This window comes from Brevundimonas sp., assembly GCF_036963785.1.
Classification (GTDB): Bacteria; Pseudomonadota; Alphaproteobacteria; order Caulobacterales; family Caulobacteraceae; genus Brevundimonas.
The window spans coordinates 576,203-595,531 of sequence record NZ_JBALUS010000001.1; the positions used below are offsets into that span (position 1 = coordinate 576,203).

A 19,329-nucleotide genomic window follows, 5' to 3' on the forward strand; every position below is an offset into this window, starting at 1 on the left:
CCTCAGTCCCGGTCAGGGGCGCCCAGCGGGAAGTAGTGCCGGTACGGGCGAGCTTCATCGACCGCACGGGCGAAGGAGGGGCGGCTGAGCAGGCGGGCCCGATAAGCCTTGAGATGCCCCAGCGCGCCGGGAATCGGGTAGGTCCAGTCGGCGTAGAAGAGGGATGGCGCGGCGGCACAGTCGGCCAGGCTGAAGCTGTCCCCCACTGCCCACGTCCGGCCCGCCATGTGTTGGTCCAGCTAGGCGTAGCTGGTCTCCAGCATCCTGCGCGCCTCCTCCACGCCGTAAGGATCGCGATCCTCCTCCGGGCGAAGGGCGTCGAAGACGAACTTGCCCTGGGGCGTCATGACATAGTTGTCGAAGAACCGGTCCAGCATCCGGACCTCGAGCGCGAGATCGGGGTCGTCGGGGATCATTTTCACCGGACCCGGGCGATGGCGCTGGAGGTATTCGATGATGATCGTGGCTTCGAGCACCACACGACCGCCATCCCGCAGGATCGGAAAGCGCTTCAGCGGCCACAGGGCGGCCAGTTCTTTGGCGACGTCCGGATCTTCAACCATCCGCTGGGTGAAGGGGGTGTCGTTCTCATAGAAGGCGATCAAAGCCTTCTGGCAGTAGGACGAGAACGGGTGGGCATAGAGCTCAAGGGTCATGAGAAGGCCCTCGGTTCGCGGCCCTCGATCACGGCGACGAGGTTGTCGACGTGCCAGGCGGTGCCGTGCTCACGGCCCTCGACCGCCTCAATACCCCCTGAGAAATAGGCCCCCTGTTCGGTATGCAGCAGGCGGGTGGTTGCGCCCTCTGGCCGGAGCTCAATCGTCTGGAGGGATACCGAGAGTTTATCGTCATTATGGAACAGGTCGTAGACGAGGATGATCCGCTCGTTCGGGACGATGTCGTGATAGACGGCCTGAAAATCACTGGTCAGACCGCTGGGCCAGCGGGCGTGAAAACGCTCCCGGCCACCGACGCGGAATTCGAAATCCCGGTGCAGGGTCTCAATGTCGGTCGGCGCCTTGAACCAGGCCATCTTGGCCTCCAGCGTCGCATAGGCGGCAAACACACGTTCGGGCGGGGCATTCACCACGCGCTCGATGGTGAAGGTCGCATGGGTCAGGCTCATGGGTTTTCCCCTGAAGAGGTTTGGGCGAGATAGGCGTCCAGCTGGTCGTATCGCTGTTCCCAGAAGCGCTTGTGCTCGGCGATCCAGGCCTCGACGCGCGTCATGGCCTCGACGTCGAGCGTGCAGGTCCTCACGCGTCCGACCTTTTCGCTTTTCACGAGGCCGGCGTCCTGAAGGACCTTCAGGTGCTGGACCACAGCGGACAGGGTCATGGGCAGAGGAGCGGCCAGTTCGCTGACCGAGGCCGGGCCGCGCGCAAGGCGTTCGACCATGGCCCGCCGCCCGGGATCGGACAGGGCCTGAAAGGCGAGGTCTAGCGGCTGGGCTTGATACTGTAGCATTGACTTAAGTATTGTGCCGCGCCCGGCGGCTGTCAAGCGCGCGGCTTTGACAGGGGGACCGGCGGGTCCTCGGTCAGGTCCGGGCTTGTGCCTTCGCCTGCTGGCGGAAGCGGTGCAGCAGGGGCTCGGTGTAGCCGTTCGGCTGCTCCACACCCTCGAACACCAGTGCGCGTGCCGCCTGGAAGGCGAGGCTGTCGTCGAAAGCGGGTGCCATGGGGCGATAGAGGGGATCGCCCGCATTCTGGGCATCGACCTTGGCCGCCATGCGTCGCAGGGCGGAGTCGACCTGATCCGCGGTGCAGACGCCGTGCAGCAGCCAGTTGGCCATATGCTGCGAACTGATCCGGAGGGTCGCGCGGTCCTCCATCAGGCCGACGTCGTGGATGTCGGGCACCTTGGAACAGCCCACGCCCTGATCGATCCAGCGCACCACATAGCCGAGGATGCCCTGGGAATTGTTGTCCAGCTCTTGCTCGATCTCCTCGGCGCTCCAGTTGCGGCCCTCGGCCAGCGGCGGGGTCAGCAGGTCCTCGAGCGGGCGCCGGTCGGCGGCGCCCATCGCTTCGCGCACCGCAAAGACGTCGGTCTGGTGATAGTGCAGCGCATGGAGGGTGGCGGCCGTCGGTGAGGGCACCCAGGCGGTGTTGGCGCCGGTCTTCGGATGGCCGGCCTTTTCGTCCAGCATCTGGGCCATGCGGTCGGGTGCGGCCCACATGCCCTTGCCGATCTGGGCCCGGCCCGACAGGCCGCATTGCAGGCCGATCGCCACATTGCGCTGCTCATAGGCGGCGATCCAGGTGCTGGTCTTGATCTCGCCCTTTCGGACGACGGGACCGGCCTGCATCAGGGTGTGGATCTCGTCGCCCGTGCGGTCGAGGAAGCCGGTGTTGATGAAGACGATCCGGTCCTTCACCGCGTGAATACAGGCGGCCAGGTTGGCCGAGGTGCGGCGCTCCTCGTCCATCACGCCGACCTTGATCGTATGGCGGTCCAGCCCCAGCAGGTCCTCGACCGCATCGAACAGGCGGTTGGTGAAGGCGCATTCGTCCGGCCCGTGCATCTTTGGTTTGACGATGTAGATCGAGCCCTCGCGACTGTTGCGGAAGGGGCCCGTCCCGCGCAGGTCATAGAGGGCGATCAGGCTGGTGAGGATGGCATCGAGGATCCCCTCAGGCGCTTCCGACCCATCGGGCATCAGGACGGCCGGCGTCGTCATCAGGTGGCCGACGTTCCGGACAAACAGCAATGACCGGCCCGGCAAGGTGGCCTCTGTCCCGTCCGGCGCGACATAGGCGACATTCGGGTTGAGCCGGCGGGTCTGTGACCGGCCGCCCTTGTCGAAGGTCTCGGCCAGATCGCCCTTCATCAGGCCCAGCCAGTTGCGGTAGGCCGCGACCTTGTCCTCGGCATCGACGCAGGCGACGGAGTCTTCCAGGTCGACGATGGTGGTCAGCGCCGACTCCAGCACCACATCCGCGATGCCCGCCGGATCGGCGCGGCCGATGGGGTGGTCGGGGTCGAACACCACCTCGATATGCAGGCCGTTGTGGCGGAACAGGCGGCCCCGTTCGGTCTGGCCCACATACTGTCCGGTGTCGCGCAGGGCGATGCCCTGATGCGGGTGGCTGAGCTCAGCCCACGAGCCTTCGACCAGCGGCAGGGCCTCGTCCAGAAACGCCTTGGCCCGGGCGACGACGCGGGCACCGCGGTCCGCGTCATAGCCACCTGTCGGGGGCAGGTCGCCCAGCGCATCAGTGCCGTAGAGCGCGTCATACAGACTGCCCCAGCGGGCATTGGCGGCGTTCAGCACAAAGCGGGCGTTGAGCACCGGCACCACCAGCTGGGGCCCGGCGCGGGTGGCGATCTCGGCATCGACATGGTGGGTGCCGATGGAGAAGGGGGCGGGTGCGTCGACCAGCCAGCCGATCTGCTTCAGGAAATCGCGCTGGGCGGCCACGTCATAGGGTTGGCCCTTGCGCTCGACGTGCCAGTTGTCGATGCGGGCCTGCAGGTCATCGCGTACCGTCAGCAGGCGCCGGTTCTCGGGCTCGGCCCAGTCGAGCAGCGCCCGCACGCCCGACCAGAAGTCCCCGCTGTCGATCCCCAGTCCCGGCAGAACCTCGTCCTCGACGAAGGCCGCGAGAACGGGGGCAATGGTCAGATCGGCACGGACGGGCATGGGCAGTCGGTCTCCTGTTCCGGGGAGTTGTAACATTCCGTGATGACCCGGCGTAAGTCGAGGCCCGATTTTGCAGCGCAGCGGATCAGGGCCGGGCGCGGGCGTCGAAGTCGGCCCGGGCAGCCTCGATTTTCTCGATATTGGCCTCGGCCCAGCCCCAGACGCCGCAGAAGGCCTCGGCCAGCGTCCGGCCCAGGTCCGTCAGGGCATAGTCGACACGCGGCGGGATGACCGGGTGGACGGTACGCGTAACCAGACCGTCGCGCTCCATCTGGCGCAGGGTCTGGGTCAGCATCTTCTGGCTGATGTCGCCCACGTGCCGCCCCACCTGGGTGAAGCGGGTCGGACCATGTTCCTCCAGGACCTCGAGGATCAGCAGGGTCCATTTGTCTGCCACGCGGCCGATCACCTCCTTGACCAGGGCTTCGACCCGCGGATCAGCGGGCAGATCGGTGACGGGATCCTTGATGCGGGCCGGCGGAAACGCCGTCATGGCCGTCACTCTCCATCAGGTAAGTACAAATCTTTTCGGCGCCTTCTTACCACAAGTGCGCGGTGTGCCCAGTTTGAAGCTCGCGAAAAGGAGACCCCCATGCAAATCGCCAACGACACCATTCTCATCACCGGCGGCAGCGCCGGTATCGGCCGCGCCCTCGCCGAAGCCATGCACCGCGACGGGGCGAAGGTCATCATCACCGGTCGCCGCGAGGACGCCCTGCGCTCGGTCGCAGAGGCCAACCCGGGCATGGACTGGGCCGTGCTGGACATGACCGATGCCGACGCCATCGCCGCCTTTGCCGCCCAGGTTACCCGCGACCACCCGGCCCTCAATGCCGTCATCCACAACGCCGGCATCATGGAGGTCGAGGACCTGACCGCCGATGCCTGGGACCTCGACCGCGTCGACCGCACCCTTGAGACCAATCTGCTCGGCCCCATTCGGCTGACCGCCGGCCTGATCGGCCACCTGAAGCAGCAGCCGCGGGCCAGCCTCATGACCGTATCCTCGGGTCTCGCCTTTGTGCCCCTGGCCGCGACACCGATCTATTCGGCCACCAAGGCGGCCATCCACTCCTGGACCCAGGCCCTGCGCAGCCAGCTCAAGGACACCGCCATCGAAGTGCTGGAGCTGGCGCCGCCGGGCGTCGCCACCGACCTGATGCCGGGCCATGCCGAGAACCCCGCGTCAATGCCGCTCGATACCTATATCGCCGAGGTCATGGACCTGATCCGGTCCGGCAATACCCCGGCCGGGGAAATTCTGGTCGAGCGTGTCAAACCGCTCCGCTTTGCCGAGCGGGACGGCTATCAGGCGGTCTACGCGCACCTGAACGGCGGCTGATCGCTTGAAAGAACGAGGGCCGGCCTTGACTTTGACGCGCTGGAGGCCCACTTGCGCTGCATCGCACAATCGCGATCCCCGGTGCGCTCCAGCGCGTGTGGGTCTTCCTAAGACCGAAGACCTGACTGTAGCAGCGGCCGGCCCTCAAGATTCATTCGCTGCCCGGACACGCGGGGTAGCGCCCGTTCCCCCCGGTTTCGCAATCTCGCGGCCCGGACTGGCGGTGCGCTTCCCTTTGGTCGCGCGGTCCGGAAGGCCTTCAGGCTTTCACGGGGCGCGGCAAGGCCTGAAGCCCTCCGCCGCATGCGAAAGTCACACGCGTCATGAACGCTTCTACCCAAACCCAGACCCTGCCCAAAACCTTCGAGGACATGGGCCTCAACCCGGCCCTGCTGCAGGCGCTGGCCTATGAGAACTACACCACCCCCACCCCGATCCAGGCGCAGTCGATCCCCGATGTGATGACCGGCCGTGACCTGCTGGGCATCGCCCAGACCGGCACCGGCAAGACGGCGGCCTTTGCCCTGCCGATCCTTCACCGGCTGGCGGCCAACCGTGTCGCCCCCCTGCCCCGCACGACCCGCTGTCTGGTGCTGTCGCCGACCCGCGAGCTGGCCTCGCAGATCGCCGAGAGCTTCAAGACCTATGGCAAGCATCTGGGCTTCCGCGTCGCCGTGATCTTCGGCGGCGTGAAATACGGCGGCCAGGAACGCGCCCTCAATCAGGGCCTCGACATTCTGGTGGCCGCGCCCGGTCGCCTGCTGGACCACATCCAGCAGAAGAACCTCGACCTGTCGGCCACGGAAATCTTCGTGCTGGACGAGGCCGACCAGATGCTGGACCTCGGCTTCATCAAGCCGATCCGCCAGATCGTCAGCCGCATCCCGGCCAAGCGCCAAAATCTGTTCTTCTCGGCCACCATGCCGGGCGAGATCGGCAAGCTGGCCGCCGAACTGCTGAAGGATCCCAAGCGGGTCCAGGTGACGCCCCAGGCGACCACCGTCCAGCGCATCAAACAGTCGATCATCTGGGTGGAACAGGGCCGCAAGCGCGCCCTGCTGACCGAGATGTTCAGCGATCCGGGCTACACCCGCTGCCTGGTGTTCACCAAGACCAAGCACGGGGCCGACAAGGTAGCCGCCTATCTGGAAGCGGGTGGTGTCGAAGCCGGCGCCATCCACGGCAACAAGAGCCAACCCCAGCGTGAGCGCACCCTTGAGGCCTTCAAGAAGGGCAAGCTGCGGGTGTTGGTGGCGACCGACATCGCGGCGCGCGGAATCGACGTGGACGGCGTCTCGCACGTCGTCAACTTTGAACTGCCCTATGTGCCGGAAGCCTATGTGCACCGCATCGGCCGGACGGCCCGCGCCGGCGCCGACGGCACCGCCATCAGCTTTGTCGCCGGTGACGAGATGAAGCTGCTGAAGGACATCGAAAAGGTCACCCGCCAGAAGATCCCGGCGATCGATCGTCGCAACGACAAGGCGCTGGGCGCCCTTGATGCCGCCATCAGCGCCGCCGGCGTCGGCAAGAAAGCCACCCTGCCCGAGCGGGAGGATCGCCCGGCCCGGGATGGTGATGGCGAAGGTCGCCGCAACCGCAACCGTCGGGGTCCCAAGCCCGGCGGTGCCAACGCAGGCGGACGCGGCCCCGGCCGGTCGCCCGAGCGGTCGCACTACAACCCGATGGCCGGTGACCGTCCGGAAGGATCCGCCCCGGCGCCGGTGTCGCAGCTGAAGCGTCGTCGTCGCCGTCCGGGCCAGAAACCCGCGACCGGCACCGCCAGCTAACAAGCCGCATGCCCCCTTCGTCGCCGGAGGGGGCATGTCTTTGATGAACCAGTTTGCATTATAAACCTGTCTGCGGTATCTGGCGTTCATATCGCTGGAGAGCAGACCATGACCCTGACCACGACCCCCTCGCCCGACGACCGCCTGCACGGGCTAGATGCCCTGCGCGGCATCGCCCTGTTGCTCGGTGTGGTGTTGCACACCCTGATGAGCTTTTTCCCGGTCCCGATCTGGATCGTGGCCGACAGCCAGACATCGCCGGTGGCCTCGGTCCTGTTCTTCGCCATCCACCTGTTCCGGATGACGACCTTCTTCCTGATCGCCGGCCTGTTCGCCCATATGATGCTGGGGCGGAAAGGCCTGTGGGGCTTCCTGAAGGACCGGTTGATCCGCATCGCCGGACCGCTGGTCGGCCTGTGGTGGGTGGCGCTGGCCGCGATCATCGCCGTGCTGCTGTGGAATGTCGCCATCCAGAACGGCGGCTCCCTGCCGACCGATGGCCCGCCGCCGCCGCCCCTGACGGTCGAGACCTTCCCCCTGACCCATCTGTGGTTCCTGTGGGTGCTGCTGATCTTCTACGTCGCCATGCTGGCGCTGCGGGCGCCGTTCGCCGTGCTGGACCGGAACGGCAGCTGGGGACGCATGATTGACCGCCTGACCGCCGCGCTGGTCGGACCGTGGACCCCGCTGGTCCTGGGTAGCCCCCTGGCGCTGGCCTTCTACCTTCATCCGAACTGGACCGCCTTCTTCGCCATTCCGACGCCGGATACGGGTCTGGTGCCCAATGCCGTGGCGCTGACCGGGTTTGGCACCGCCTTCTTGTTCGGCTTCCTGCTGGACCGCCGGCGCGACTTGCTGGAGCGTATTCGCAAGCTGTGGCCGGTGTTCACGGTCGTGGCTTTCGGCACGGGCACAGGCGCCCTGATGCTGGCCGGAGGCCCGATGCCGGACCTGGCTCCCGTCACCGACCCGTCGGCCAAGGCGGCGCTGGCCATCCTCATGGCACTGGCCGTGTTCAGCAGCGCCATGGCGGCCATGTCCCTGGCCCTGCAGCTGTTCAGCCGGAAGAGCCCCGTGCGGCGCTATCTGGCCGATGCCTCCTACTGGATCTACATCGTCCACCTGCCGCTGGTGATGGTCGGCCAGACCCTGGTGCTGGGCCTGGGCGCGCCCTGGTGGCTCAAGGCTTCACTGGTGATCGGTGGTACGATGGGGATCAGCCTGATCACCTATGAACTGCTGGTCCGCCACACCTTCATGGGACGCTGGCTGAACGGGCGTCGCATTCCCTGGAAACGTCCCGCCAATCCTGTCCCTGCCCCGGCAGAATAACATCTTGCCAAGCCCCGCCGGCTCGTCCACCCACGGACGGGCCGGTCCAAGGAGATCCGCCCATGGCGAACAAGCTGAAAACCCCCTCCGCCGAAGCCGACCTCGCCTTTATGCGCTCGATCGTGGAGGGCGGCGGCAGGATGCCGATGTCGGCGGCCATCTGCTATCTGGCCGGCGGGCTGCTGTATGGACTCCAGTGTCTGTTTCACATGGGGCAGTTGGCCGGTCTGGTCGACTGGGGCCCCGTTCCCAGCCTGGCCTTCGTCGTCGGGATCAGCGTCGCCTTCCTGATCGTGCTGGTCTGGGCGATTGATCGCGACAACAAGCAGGGCGGCGCCCGCAAGGGCACGATGGCAAACCGCGCCGTCAATGCCGCGCTCAGCGGAACCGGCATGGCCAATGCGGCCGTCATCATTGTCTTCGGCGTCGGGGCGGTTCGCGATCAGGACTTCGCCGTCTGGCTCTACTATCCGGCCATCATCTTCGCGCTGCAAAGCGCCGCTTGGTTCGTGGCCTGGAGCCTGAAGAAGAAGCGATGGATGCTGGCGACGTCGGTGGGCGGATGGCTGACGGCGGTGACGCTCGGTGTGCTGGTGCGTGAGCCGGTCGCCTACCTCGGCGTATGCACCGCCGCCCTGTTCCTGCTGTTCGCGGGGCCGGGGCTGATCATGTACCTCGAGGCCCGCGCGCCGCGCACGGCGCCCTGAGCCACCATGGGTCTGGCCGGTCTGGGACAGATTGATGAGGTGATCCACGGTCGCATGCGGCTGGGGATCATGGTCTATCTGGCCGATGTCGAGAGCGCCGATTTCACTGAACTGAAGACCGTGCTGGAGGCCACCCAGGGCAATCTGTCCGTCCATCTGAAGAAGCTGGCCGAGGCGGGCTATGTGTCCATCGACAAGAGCTTCAAGGACAACAAGCCCCTCACCGAGGTGACGATCACCAAGGAGGGGCGGCGGGCGTTTGCCGCCTATCTCGAAGCCCTGAGTGGCCTGATCGGAGGACGCGACTGATGGCCCCCGTGGCTGTTGACCCGGAGCGGGTGCATGCCTTTGAGAACGCCGGCGCGTTCCATGCCTGGCTGGACCGGAACCACGCCCAGGAGCCCGAAGTCTGGATCCGGATATTCAAGGTGCGATCGGGATACACCAGCGTGACCTGGGCCGAGGCCGTGCCGGTGGCCCTGGCGTGGGGCTGGATAGACGGCATCCGCAAGAGCCTGGACGACGCCAGCTTTCTGCAGCGCTTCACGCCGCGCGGCCCAAAAAGCATGTGGAGCGAGATCAATGTCGCCCACGCCGAGCGACTGATTGCCGAGGGCGTCATGCAGCCCCCGGGGCTGAAGCAGGTCGAGGCGGCCCGGGCGGACGGGCGCTGGGCCAAGGCCTATCGCGTCAAGAACGCCGAGGTTCCGGAGGATCTGATGGCCGCCATACAGGCCAACCCGACGGCGCTGGCAACGTTCGGCACGCTCACCGCCAACAATCGCTTTGCCCTGATCCACCGCACGGAGTCGTTGAAGACCGAGGCGGGCCGGAAGAACCGGATCGCGCAGTTCGTCGAGATGCTCGCGCGCGGCGAGACGATCTATCCGCAGGGGCGGAAGACATGATCAGACGCCCCCGCGTCATGGGCATTGTAAACGTCACGCCCGACAGCTTTTCGGACGGCGGCCGACTGGCGACGGTCGAGGCTGCGGTCGCCCATGGCCTGCGGCTGGTCGAGCAGGGCGCGGACATTCTGGACATCGGCGGCGAGAGCACCCGGCCCGGCGCCGAGCCCGTGGCCGAGCCCGAGGAACTGGCCCGGGTGGTCCCGGTCATCGCTGGCCTTCGCGCCCGTTGGGACGGGCCGATCAGCATAGACACGCTCAAGCCGGCCGTGGCCCATGCGGCCGTCGAGGCCGGCGCGACCATGTGGAACGACGTCAGCGCGCTGGGGGCTGCACCCGAGAGTCCGTCAATCGCCGCCGCACTGAACTGCGACGTCGTGCTGATGCACATGCAGGGGGAGCCACAGACGATGCAGGCCAGTCCCCGCTATGGTGATGTCGTGACCGAGGTGCGCGACGCCCTGTTGCACCGCGCCGAGATAGCCATGGCCGAAGGTGTTCGGCGCGAGCGCATCTGGCTGGATCCCGGCATCGGCTTTGGCAAGACGCTGGCGCACAATCTGGCGCTGATCGCCAACCTGCAGGCGCTGGTCGACACCGGCTTTCCGGTCCTGTTCGGGGCGAGTCGCAAAAGGATGATCCAGGCCGTCGATGCCGCCGCGACCGATCCGCTCGATCGGCTGGGCGGATCGCTGGCCCTCGCGCTTGAGGCCGCGCGGCACGGCGCGTCCATCATCCGCGTACACGACGTGCGCGAGACGGTTCAGGCTCTGAACGTTCAGGCCGCCGTGTCAGGCGAGGGCGGCGTCGCGCGCTAGCGATCTTCGCCGGACAGCCGCTCTTTCTCGATCGGATCGGAGCTGGGCCGCAGCAGGTCCTCGATGGCATCGTTGGAACCCGACGTCGCGGCCTTGGGCGCGGGCGCGTCAGAAGGCGTCTTGCGGGACCGCCCCTTGGGCGCACGTCCCAGGATCTCTAGGGCATCGTCGCCCTCATGGCCGAACATGCTGCGGATCCGCAGGTCGGTCTGCGGGAAGGGGATCTCGATCCCGGCCTCGTCGAGGGCATCGGCGATGGCCCATGTATAGGCGGCGTGCATGGCGGCGGGGCGCTTGACGGCGTCCTGCGTCGGCCAGACCAGCAGTTCGAAATCCAGCCCCGACTCGCCGAAGCCGACCAGCCAGACCTGGCATTTGCGGGCCTCGGTTTCGGGCAAGGTAAAGGGGATGGCGCGGGCCGCCTTGAGCACCACGTCGCGCACCTCGGACCGGTTGGCGCCATAAGCGACCGAGAACGGCACATGGATGCGGCGGGTGTCGCCCTTGAGCGTCCAATTGGTGACCGTGCCCTCTATCAGGCTGGAGTTCGGCACGATGATGTTGATGTTGTCATTGGTGCGGATGCGGGTGGCGCGCGGCCCGATCTCGACAATGGCGCCGCGCGCATCGTCCAGCTCGACGTAGTCGCCCACGGACACCATACGGTCGAAGATCAGGAACAGGCCCGAGACGAACTCCTTGACCACGCCCTGAAGGCCCAGCCCCAGACCAATGCCGATGGCCCCGGCAAACACCGCCAGCGACGACAGATTCAGGCCCGCTGCGGACAGGCCCATGAAGACGCCCGCGATCAGGATGCCGTAGCCCGTCATTTTTTCGAGCAGGTACAGCGCCTGGGTCGAGCGGGTGGCCTTGTGCCGCAGACGCCGGATGCCTCGAGTCGCGGCCCACGACAGGGCGCCGGCCGCGACGATAATCAGGGCTGCGGTCACCAGGCCGCCGAGCGTCAGAGAGATGCCGCCCAGCCGCAGGACAGCTGCGTCCTGCAGCTCGGTGAGTTCATTGACCATGGTCCAACAATGCCCAGCTTTGCCGTGGCGTTCCACCTCCGCTTGGCGAAACGGGTCAGACATCCCTATATCGTCCGTCCGGCCTCATCGCGGGGCGAGATGAGAGGCCGTACCCATGACCCTGACCAAGGGACGCCGTTTCCTTCCGTCGCTCAGCCTTCAGGTGCTGGCGGCGCTGGCGCTCGGCCTGATCGTCGGGGCCATTGCCCAGTCGCGTGGCCTGCCGGGCGGTGCCGAGACGGCCAGCTTCATCGGCTCGCTGGGCCAGCTGTGGCTGAATGCGCTGAAGATGACCATTGTGCCGCTGGTCTTCTCGCTGCTGGTCACGGGCATCGCCTCCATCGCCGGGGCCGCACATGGTCCGGGCCGGGCGGGCCTGCTGGCCGGGCGCGCGCTGCTGGTCTTTGCCATCCTGATCGTCGTTGCGACCGTCTATGCGATCGGCGCGGCCTATGGGCTGCACGCCATCTGGCCGATCGACCCCGAGGGCGGCGCGCGCCTGATCGCCGGAGCACCGCCCAGTCCTGAAGGTGTTGGACCGGGGGCCCCGTTCGGGGAGTTCCTCAAGACCCTCGCTCCTGCCAACCCCATTCGCGCCGCCGCCGAGGACGCCATTCTGGGGCTGGTGGTGTTCGCGGTCTTCTTCGGCTTTGCCGCCACCCGCCTGCCCGACCGGCTGCGTCTGCCGCTGGTGACCTTCTTCGAGGCCGTGGCCGAGACGATGATTGTGATCGTCCGCTGGGTGCTGATGGCCGCGCCGGTCGGCGTCTTCGCCCTGGCGCTGGGCGTCGGGCTGACGGCGGGCGTCGGAGCCGCCGGAACCCTGGCTCACTATGTCGCCATCGTATCGCTGGCGACCATCGGCATCACCCTGCTGTGCTATCCACTGGTGGTGGCGTTCGGCAAGGTCAGCTTCGCCGGCTTTGCGCGCGGCGTGGCCCCGGCCCAGGTGGTCGCCTTCTCGACCCAGTCCTCGCTGGCCAGCCTGCCGGTCATGGTCGAGCGCGCGGTCGATGCGCTGGGCGTGTCGCGTCCCACGGCCGGTCTGGTCCTTCCGCTGGCGGTGGCCGTGTTCCGCATCACCAGCCCGGTCGCCAACCTGGGCGTGGTCATCTATTGCGCCCACCTGTTCGGCATAGAGCCCAGCATGGATCAGCTGGTGGCAGCGGGTCTGACGGCGGTGCTGGTCAGCATCGGCTCGGTCGGCCTGCCGGGCCAGATCAGCTTCTTCGTCTCAATCGCCCCGATCTGCATCGCCATGGGGGTGCCGCTGGAGATCCTTCCGCTGCTGTTGGCGGTCGAGGTGATCCCCGACATCTTCCGCACCGTCGGCAATGTCACCGCCGACATGGCTGTCGCGCGGATCGTCGAGGACGAGGTCGGGACGCCGGTCGAGCTGGCCTGACCCGAGGGTCAGTTGCCGGGTGGGCGACGACCGGCTTCCAGGATCGGCATACCGGCTTCGGTCGGCAGATAGATGATCTGGCGGTCGCCCTGCCCGGCCGTTTCCTGAAGCATGTTGATATAGGCCCAGCGCAGATAGTTCTCCGGACCGCCAAGGCTTTCGGCCATGATGCGGTTGGCCTCATTCGTGCCCTTGGCGCGCGCCACCTCGGCCTGGGCCGTCAGTTCTGCTGCGTCCAGAAGCGCCTGGGCCTCCAGCACACGGATGCGCCGGTTCTGGACCGCTTCTTCATAGGCCGCCTTGCCCGCCATTGTCTTGGCATAGACGTTGTAGGTCGGCATGCCGATCAGAAAGGCCGCGCCGACCAAGGCGATGATCACCACCACCATGATGCTGAAACCGGTGCCACGCATATTCTGAACCCTCCCGTTAAGACCCAGCAAGGCTGGGCGGACGAGGACGTCAGGTCAAGCGGTTCCGGTCAGTTCGGCACCAGTTCGATCAGATCGAGGTTGGATTCGTACTGGGGCCAGGGGATGACCAGCCGCCAGCGGCGCGACCCGATCCGTTCCAGCACGGCCACCATGTCGCGGTCGGAATTCTGGCCGTAGGAATTGGCCGGCGGCTCGGACCCCAGGGCCATGGACCCCAGCATCACCATTTCACGGTTATTCTCCGGAAACAGCAGGCCCGAGGGTCGCTGCGACCCTGTGAGCTTGGAGAATTTCAGCCCCGCCGGCGTGCTTTCGATCCGGCAGTCGAACCAGCCGTAGACGACATAGCCGAGGCCCGCCTCTCCCCCCTGTGAGCCCAGTTTGACGGTGCGACAGCGATAGTCGCCTTCGGGCGGAGTGACGCCACCGACGGCTGCGTCCGGATCAAGCAGGGCGCCGAGCGAGCCGAGATCGCCCGATCCCTCCTGACGGCGCGCCTGTTCCAGCGCCAGACGCCAGGCGGCATCCACCCGACCGTACCGGTCGCGATCATAGGTGGTGATGATGCTGCGCCAATCCCGCAGGACCGGACCGGACCCATCCGGTGGCGGAGGCGGGGGCGGTGGGGCATAGCCACCACCTGAGGACGCACAGGCCGACACGATCAGGGCCATCAGCGCAGTCAGTCCAGCGGTGCGGACGTGGCGGGCATAGGACATGGCATCTCCTTCTCGTCAGGACCGGGCCAGTGGGCCCGGGCGAGACGCGGAGGTCAAGACCGGATGGACTATTCGCCGCTGTCGGCGGTCTCGGCGGCCTTCTTGCGGGGCGCGCGACGACGCGGCGGCGCGGCCTCCTCCGAAGCGGGGGCCTCTGCCACCCGCGGGGTCGGGCGGGTCAGAAAGCCCGGCAGGGCGTCCGCGTCGGACGCTTCCCGGACCGGGGCGTCCTCGCGCGGGCGACGCGGCTTGCGGGCGGGACGGGCCGGAGCCTCAGCAATCGCCTCGGGCGTCTCGTCAGGCGTTCCACTGGAGGTCTGCGGCGCGTCGTCGGACCGGTCCTCGGACGCATCGGCGTCGCCTTCCTGAGAGGGCTTGCGGCCCCGCTGTTCGTCCTTGCGGCGTTCCCAGCGCTCGCGACGGGTTTCGCGGCGACCGCCGCCCTCGCCGTCGCTGCGGGTCTCGCCGTCCGTGTCGCGGTCACGGTCACGATCGCGGTCGCGATCCCTGTCACGATCCCGGTCGCGGTCGCGGTCCCGATCCCTGTCGCGGTCACGATCCCGGTCATTGGTCTGGGGCTGCTGGCCCTGCGGCTGCTGACCGGACGGATTGCCGCCGTTCGGATTGCCGTTGTTGTTCTGCTGGGCGTTCTGCTGGGCCTGCTGCGCGGCCATGAAGGCCGCCGCCTGGGCGCCGCTCTCGTCTTCGAAATCGATGTCGAAGCCCTGATTGGACAGTTCGCGCTGGGCGATTTCCGACACCGGCCGCTGCGGCTGCAGCGCCCTCAGCACCCGGAAATAGTGCTCGGCGTGCTGCAGATAGTTCTCGGCCAGGACGCGGTCACCGGCAGAGGCGGCGTCGCGCGCCAGCTGCATATAGCGCTCATAGACGGTCTGGGCATTGCCCCGGACCTTGATGTTCTCAGGCCCTTGCGAATCCCATGACCGGTTCGGATTGGCGCTGTTGGCATTATTGTTGCCACCGGGCTTCCTGTTGCGGCCGCGCTGGCGCTTCATGCCCTTGAAATCTCTCATAGACTCTACCGTTCCGGGAGGGTGGCCGACACAGGTGACTGTCGAGGCCGGGTTCTGTTTCGTCTGTCCGTGGTTCGGGAGGGAAATCCCGCCATCAATGTCATCGGAAGCCGTTGTCACCCGCGCGGTCCACCCAGGCCCGTGTCAGGGATCGGGTCGTCGCGCATGCCACTCGCCTGTCAGTTGGCCCGGAAGGGCGCACGGAGATGCGATTGGTGGGAGACAAGACAAGACTTAGCGCGCCTTGCCGCGCATTCCAAGGGTCTTTTTCCGACGCGCCGCGAGGGCCGGTCTCAGGAAACGAGGGACATATCCGGCGCCTGGGCTCGTGGATCGGGCCCGTTCGTCACCACCCGGCTGCGGTTGGCCAGATCCAGCACGACCTTCACATCCGCGAACCCGCCCTCGTCGAACAGGGCCTTGACCACATCGCCCTGATCCCAGCCGATCTCGACCGCAAAGATACCGCCCGGCTTCATGACGCGGCGGATCTCGGGCACCAGCTGGCGGTAGGCCTCCAGACCGTCCGGTCCGCCGTCCAGCGCGAGGTGCGGGTCGTGGTCGCGGACCTCCGGGTCCAGCCCGGCGATGTCGGCCGTGGGGATGTAGGGCGGGTTCGACACTACAAGGTCAAAGCTGTGGTCCTCAAATCCCGTGGCCCACTCTGTCCTGAGAAAGGTCGCACGCCCTTCGAGTCCGAGGCTGGCGGCGTTGTCGCGCGCCACGGCCAGCGCCTCGCTCGAGATGTCCGTCCCCACGCCCGTCGCCCCTGACCGCTCCGCCAGGAAGGCCAGCAGAATGGCACCGGAGCCGGTTCCCAGATCGGCAATCTGGAACGCCTGATGCGGGGCAAAGGCGGCAAGGCCCACGTCCAGCAGCGTCTCGGTGTCGGGACGGGGGCTCAACACATCAGGCGTCACGTTAAGCATGATCTTCCAGAACCCCTTGCGGCCCAGAATGCGCGACACGGGCTCGCGCTTCAGCCGACGGTCAATCATGGCCTCATAGGTCGCGGCCTGCTCGGCCGTCACTGCCCGGTAGGGATCGGTCAGAATGTCGAGGCGGCTCACGTCGCAGGCGGCCTCCAGCAGCAGGCGCGAGTCGATCGACGGACTGTCGATGCGACCGGCCTTCAGACGGGTCTGGGCGGCCTTCCAGGTGGTGAGCAGGGTAGGTGTGTCGGACATGGACGTTGATTGGGGGTCGCAGCCGGAAAATTCAAGCGGAACGGCGCGCCAGCTTGGCCGTTAGGGGGCGATGACGTCACGGTCTCCCAAACCTCCCCGCACCGGCGGCTTGCTGGCCGGCTTGGCGGCGGCCCTGTTCGGGGGTCTGGCGGCAGGGGCCGGCGCCGCCCACCTGCTGCATCGCAAGGGTCACAAGGTCGGCGTCGATCTGCGCCGCTATCGCCCCGAACCCGCGAAGCCGGATCCCCCGACGCCCGAGGACTATGAGGCCCGTGAACCCGGTCGGGGACGGATTGCCGAGCGCCCCCATCACATTCCCCGCAAGGGCTGGACCGACATCCTTTGGCGCACAGGGGCCAGCTATTTCGGCGACCGGGTGGGCTTTGTCTCGGGCGGCGTGACCTTCTTCATGCTGCTGGCGCTGTTCCCCACGCTCGCCACCTTCGTGACCATCTATGGTCTGTTCGCCGATCCGGAGGACGCCTGGGGACGCCTGCGCTTCCTCTATTCCGTGCTGCCGTCCGGCGTCGCCCAGTTCATCGGGGGCGAGATGCAGAGGCTGGCTGAAGATTCCCGGCCGCGTCTGACCCTGACGCTGATCGGCACGCTGGGCCTGTCGCTCTGGGTCGCGAACAACGGCATCAAGACGCTCTTTTACGGGCTGAACATCGCCTATCACGAGGTCGAGCGGCGCAATCTGGTCAAATACAACCTGCTCTGCATGGGGTTTACCCTCGCCGGACTGGGGGCCCTGTTGCTGACAGCGGTGCTGGTGGTTGGCGTGCCGATCGTGCTGGGCCCGCTGGGCCTTGTCTCCCATCTGGAGCCGCTCGCGCCGCTGCGCTGGGTCGTTCTGTACGCCGTCTATATCGTCGCCCTGACCCTCATCTATCGGCTCGGTCCGTGCCGGAACCCGGCGCATTGGCACTGGCTGACCCCCGGGGCGATCGTGGCGGCGACCCTCAGCCTCGGCCTGTCGGCGGTGTTCAGCTGGTATCTCCAGACCTTTGTGCGGACCGACAGTTTCGGGCCGCTGGCGGCGATGATGGGCTTCCTGCTGTGGACCTGGCTGACCGTGCAGATCATCCTGATGGGCGCCGAGCTGAATGCCGAGATCGAGCACCAGACGGCGGTCGACACGACGGTCGGCCCTCCCGCACCTCTGGGCGAGCGCGGCGCCGTGGTGGCGGACAGCGTCGGGGCCAAACGGGGCAGCCCGGCTGCCCTGGCCTTCACGCTCAAACACGCCGAGGCGATCTCTGACCGGCTGCTGCGGCGGCGCAACCGCAAGCGCGCCCGAAAGACGTGACGGGTCAGGCGGAGCGGGCGCGGATGGGGGCGGACCCATCCGAAAGGGACTCGTTCAGATAGACTTCGGCTTCCTGAGCAGGCAGCGCGGGCGCATAGCCAAAGCCCTGGCCATAGTGGCAGTTGTCCTGCAGCAGCAGGGCCGCCAGCCCGGCGTTCTCCACGCCCTCGGCCACGACCTCCAGCGAGAGGTCGCGCCCGAGATTGACGACCGAACGGACGATCTTGGCCGAGCCCTCGTCGCGATCCATGGTCAGCACGAAATAGCGGTCGATCTTGAGCGTATCGAACGGCAGGCGGGCCAGATAGCTGAGCGACGAAAAACCGGTGCCGAAGTCGTCCAGCGCCAGCGAGGCCCCGACCTCTTTCAGGCGCGCCAGAACCACGGCCGCGCTGGCGGTGTCGCGCATGATGTCGCCTTCGGTGACTTCCAGCTTCAGCGCACCGCGCGGCAGGCCGGTCTCCTCGATGATGCGGGCCACGTCCTCGACCAGATTGGGGCGCTCGATCTCGCCGACCGACAGATTGACGCTGCAGAACAGCTTGCCGGCCATCGGATGGCGCTTCAGCCATTCGGCCAGCTGGCGCGCGGCCTGGGTCATCATCAGCAGACCCAGTTCGTTCATCAGCCCCATTTCGTCGGTCAGAGTCAGGAACTCGTCGGGCGGGACCAGCCCCCGCTTGGGGTGACGCCAGCGGCACAGGGCCTCAAAGCCGGCCACGGCCCCGGTCTTGAGATTGACGATGGGCTGGTAGAAGGGCTCGATCTCGCCCCGCACAAAGGCGTTCCGCAGGTCGGATTCCAGCGCCAGTCGCGACAGGCTGTCGCTTTCCAGCGCCCGGCCATAGGCGGCCGCGCCGCCGCGACCGGCTGACTTGGCCTGTTCAACCGCCAGCTCGACCCGACGCAGCAGTTCGCCGGGGTCAGAGGCGTCCGGACCACCTTCAGTGGTCACAGCCCCGATCGAGACCGTCGGATAGATGTCAAAGCCGGCAACCCGCAGCGGCTGTTCCAACGCCTGACGCAGGCGGCCCGGAACGTGGCCGGTCCCCTTTCGGACCAGCACCGCAAATTCGTCCTCGCCGATCCGGGCCGGGAGATCGTCGCCCGAGAAGGCCGCGGCGAGGCGCGATCCCAGGGCGGACAGGACCCGGTCCACCCGCTCATGGCCCAGCGCCTCGTTCAGACGTCGCAGGCGATCCACGTCGGCGACCACCAGCTCGTAGTCGCCCGGCTGGATCAGCGTCTCGCCGACGCGCGCGAGGAAGGAAGCCCGGTCCAGCAGGCCGGTGAGGGTGTCGCGATTTGATCCGGCAAATGTGGTTTCAAGGGCGACGACGCCGGCGGCCCTCAGGCCGTCTTCCAGCCAGACGCCGCGCCACAGACAGGTCGGATGATCCCGCATGCGCAGGCGCACGGCGATCTCCGTGCCTTCGGCCTGGGGCTTGAGCAGGGCTTCGGCGAGCGCCCGGTCCTGCGGCATGGCCACGGCTGCAAAGGCTGCGCCCGAACACTCGGGGGCCAGCGGGCCCAGTCCCAGCGGACGGCTGGCCCCGGTCACGCGCAGGCTGTCCTGGGACGGGGTCCAGACCCACAGGGCCGAGTCAGCCGCCGCCAGCGCCTCGATGGCCATCGAGGCATCCCAGGCCAGGGCTGACTGCCGCGTA

At 67.2% G+C, this 19,329-nt stretch carries 21 protein-coding genes; 9 read left to right on the forward strand and 12 right to left on the reverse strand.

Features of this window, described 5'->3' with window-relative positions; translation table 11 throughout:
- Positions 1–2: 2 nt before the first annotated feature.
- The 6 genes from V7672_RS02870 to V7672_RS02895 form a co-directional block, all read right to left on the reverse strand.
- Positions 3–227, reverse strand: a complete 225-nt coding sequence (locus tag V7672_RS02870) for a glutathione S-transferase family protein (RefSeq protein ID WP_335623161.1) — start codon at positions 225–227, stop codon at positions 3–5.
- A 12-nt stretch (positions 228–239) separates the two neighbouring features.
- Positions 240–656 (reverse strand): glutathione S-transferase family protein, encoded by a 417-nt coding sequence (locus tag V7672_RS02875; RefSeq protein WP_335623162.1) that lies wholly within the window; start codon positions 654–656, stop codon positions 240–242.
- Positions 653–1,126, reverse strand: a complete 474-nt coding sequence (locus V7672_RS02880) for an SRPBCC family protein (RefSeq protein ID WP_335623163.1) — start codon at positions 1,124–1,126, stop codon at positions 653–655. The genes V7672_RS02875 and V7672_RS02880 overlap by 4 nt, the downstream gene beginning before the upstream one ends.
- Positions 1,123–1,467, reverse strand: a complete 345-nt coding sequence (locus V7672_RS02885; RefSeq protein WP_335623164.1) for an ArsR/SmtB family transcription factor — start codon at positions 1,465–1,467, stop codon at positions 1,123–1,125. Before V7672_RS02885 ends, V7672_RS02880 begins: the two co-directional genes overlap by 4 nt.
- 73 nt (positions 1,468–1,540) lie before the next feature.
- Entirely contained in the window at positions 1,541–3,646 is a 2,106-nt protein-coding gene (locus tag V7672_RS02890) for a malate synthase G (RefSeq protein ID WP_335623165.1), read from the reverse strand.
- 85 nt (positions 3,647–3,731) lie between these two features.
- Entirely contained in the window at positions 3,732–4,139 is a 408-nt protein-coding gene (locus tag V7672_RS02895) for a winged helix-turn-helix transcriptional regulator (RefSeq protein WP_335623166.1), read from the reverse strand.
- A gap of 99 nt (positions 4,140–4,238) precedes the next feature.
- On the opposite strand from V7672_RS02895, the gene V7672_RS02900 reads away from it, so the two are divergent.
- The 7 genes from V7672_RS02900 to folP all read left to right on the forward strand — a co-directional run bounded on the left by V7672_RS02900 (position 4,239) and on the right by folP (position 10,543).
- Entirely contained in the window at positions 4,239–4,988 is a 750-nt protein-coding gene (locus V7672_RS02900; RefSeq protein ID WP_335623167.1) for an SDR family oxidoreductase, read from the forward strand.
- 323 nt (positions 4,989–5,311) lie between these two features.
- Positions 5,312–6,778, forward strand: a complete 1,467-nt coding sequence (locus V7672_RS02905; protein ID WP_442888740.1) for a DEAD/DEAH box helicase — start codon at positions 5,312–5,314, stop codon at positions 6,776–6,778.
- Positions 6,779–6,886: 108 nt separating this feature from the next.
- Positions 6,887–8,110: an acyltransferase family protein gene (locus tag V7672_RS02910; protein ID WP_335623168.1), complete on the forward strand. Its 1,224-nt coding sequence runs from the start codon at positions 6,887–6,889 to the stop codon at positions 8,108–8,110.
- Between the two features lie 62 nt (positions 8,111–8,172).
- Complete coding sequence (locus V7672_RS02915) at positions 8,173–8,817, forward strand: hypothetical protein (RefSeq protein WP_335623169.1); 645 nt, start codon at positions 8,173–8,175, stop codon at positions 8,815–8,817.
- A 6-nt stretch (positions 8,818–8,823) separates the two neighbouring features.
- Positions 8,824–9,126: a winged helix-turn-helix domain-containing protein gene (locus V7672_RS02920; RefSeq protein WP_335623170.1), complete on the forward strand. Its 303-nt coding sequence runs from the start codon at positions 8,824–8,826 to the stop codon at positions 9,124–9,126.
- A complete protein-coding gene (locus V7672_RS02925; protein ID WP_335623171.1) occupies positions 9,126–9,725 on the forward strand; it encodes a YdeI/OmpD-associated family protein in 600 nt (199 codons plus the stop codon). Before V7672_RS02920 ends, V7672_RS02925 begins: the two co-directional genes overlap by 1 nt.
- Positions 9,722–10,543 carry a dihydropteroate synthase gene (gene folP / locus V7672_RS02930; protein ID WP_335623172.1) on the forward strand — a complete coding sequence of 274 codons (822 nt, stop codon included), beginning with the start codon at positions 9,722–9,724 and terminating at the stop codon, positions 10,541–10,543. Before V7672_RS02925 ends, folP begins: the two co-directional genes overlap by 4 nt.
- On the opposite strand, the gene V7672_RS02935 is transcribed toward folP, so the two are convergent.
- Positions 10,540–11,574 carry a mechanosensitive ion channel family protein gene (locus V7672_RS02935; RefSeq protein ID WP_335623173.1) on the reverse strand — a complete coding sequence of 345 codons (1,035 nt, stop codon included), beginning with the start codon at positions 11,572–11,574 and terminating at the stop codon, positions 10,540–10,542. The two genes, folP and V7672_RS02935, sit on opposite strands and share 4 nt — an antisense overlap.
- Before the next feature lie 115 nt (positions 11,575–11,689).
- On the opposite strand from V7672_RS02935, the gene V7672_RS02940 reads away from it, so the two are divergent.
- Positions 11,690–12,979 (forward strand): dicarboxylate/amino acid:cation symporter, encoded by a 1,290-nt coding sequence (locus V7672_RS02940; RefSeq protein WP_335623174.1) that lies wholly within the window; start codon positions 11,690–11,692, stop codon positions 12,977–12,979.
- An 8-nt stretch (positions 12,980–12,987) separates the two neighbouring features.
- On the opposite strand, the gene V7672_RS02945 is transcribed toward V7672_RS02940, so the two are convergent.
- The 4 genes from V7672_RS02945 to prmC form a co-directional block, all read right to left on the reverse strand.
- On the reverse strand, positions 12,988–13,392 hold the full coding sequence (locus V7672_RS02945) for a hypothetical protein (RefSeq protein ID WP_335623175.1): 405 nt from the start codon (positions 13,390–13,392) through the stop codon (positions 12,988–12,990).
- 68 nt (positions 13,393–13,460) lie between these two features.
- Entirely contained in the window at positions 13,461–14,132 is a 672-nt protein-coding gene (locus V7672_RS02950; RefSeq protein ID WP_335623176.1) for a DUF4893 domain-containing protein, read from the reverse strand.
- A 68-nt stretch (positions 14,133–14,200) separates the two neighbouring features.
- A complete protein-coding gene (locus tag V7672_RS02955) occupies positions 14,201–15,166 on the reverse strand; it encodes a DUF4167 domain-containing protein (protein ID WP_335623177.1) in 966 nt (321 codons plus the stop codon).
- Between the two features lie 293 nt (positions 15,167–15,459).
- Positions 15,460–16,353 (reverse strand): peptide chain release factor N(5)-glutamine methyltransferase, encoded by an 894-nt coding sequence (prmC, locus tag V7672_RS02960; protein ID WP_335623178.1) that lies wholly within the window; start codon positions 16,351–16,353, stop codon positions 15,460–15,462.
- A gap of 70 nt (positions 16,354–16,423) precedes the next feature.
- Between prmC and V7672_RS02965 the strand changes: the two genes are divergently transcribed.
- Positions 16,424–17,662: a YihY/virulence factor BrkB family protein gene (locus V7672_RS02965; protein WP_335623179.1), complete on the forward strand. Its 1,239-nt coding sequence runs from the start codon at positions 16,424–16,426 to the stop codon at positions 17,660–17,662.
- A gap of 4 nt (positions 17,663–17,666) precedes the next feature.
- On the opposite strand, the gene V7672_RS02970 is transcribed toward V7672_RS02965, so the two are convergent.
- Positions 17,667–19,295 (reverse strand): putative bifunctional diguanylate cyclase/phosphodiesterase, encoded by a 1,629-nt coding sequence (locus V7672_RS02970; protein WP_335623279.1) that lies wholly within the window; start codon positions 19,293–19,295, stop codon positions 17,667–17,669.
- Positions 19,296–19,329: the final 34 nt, after the last annotated feature.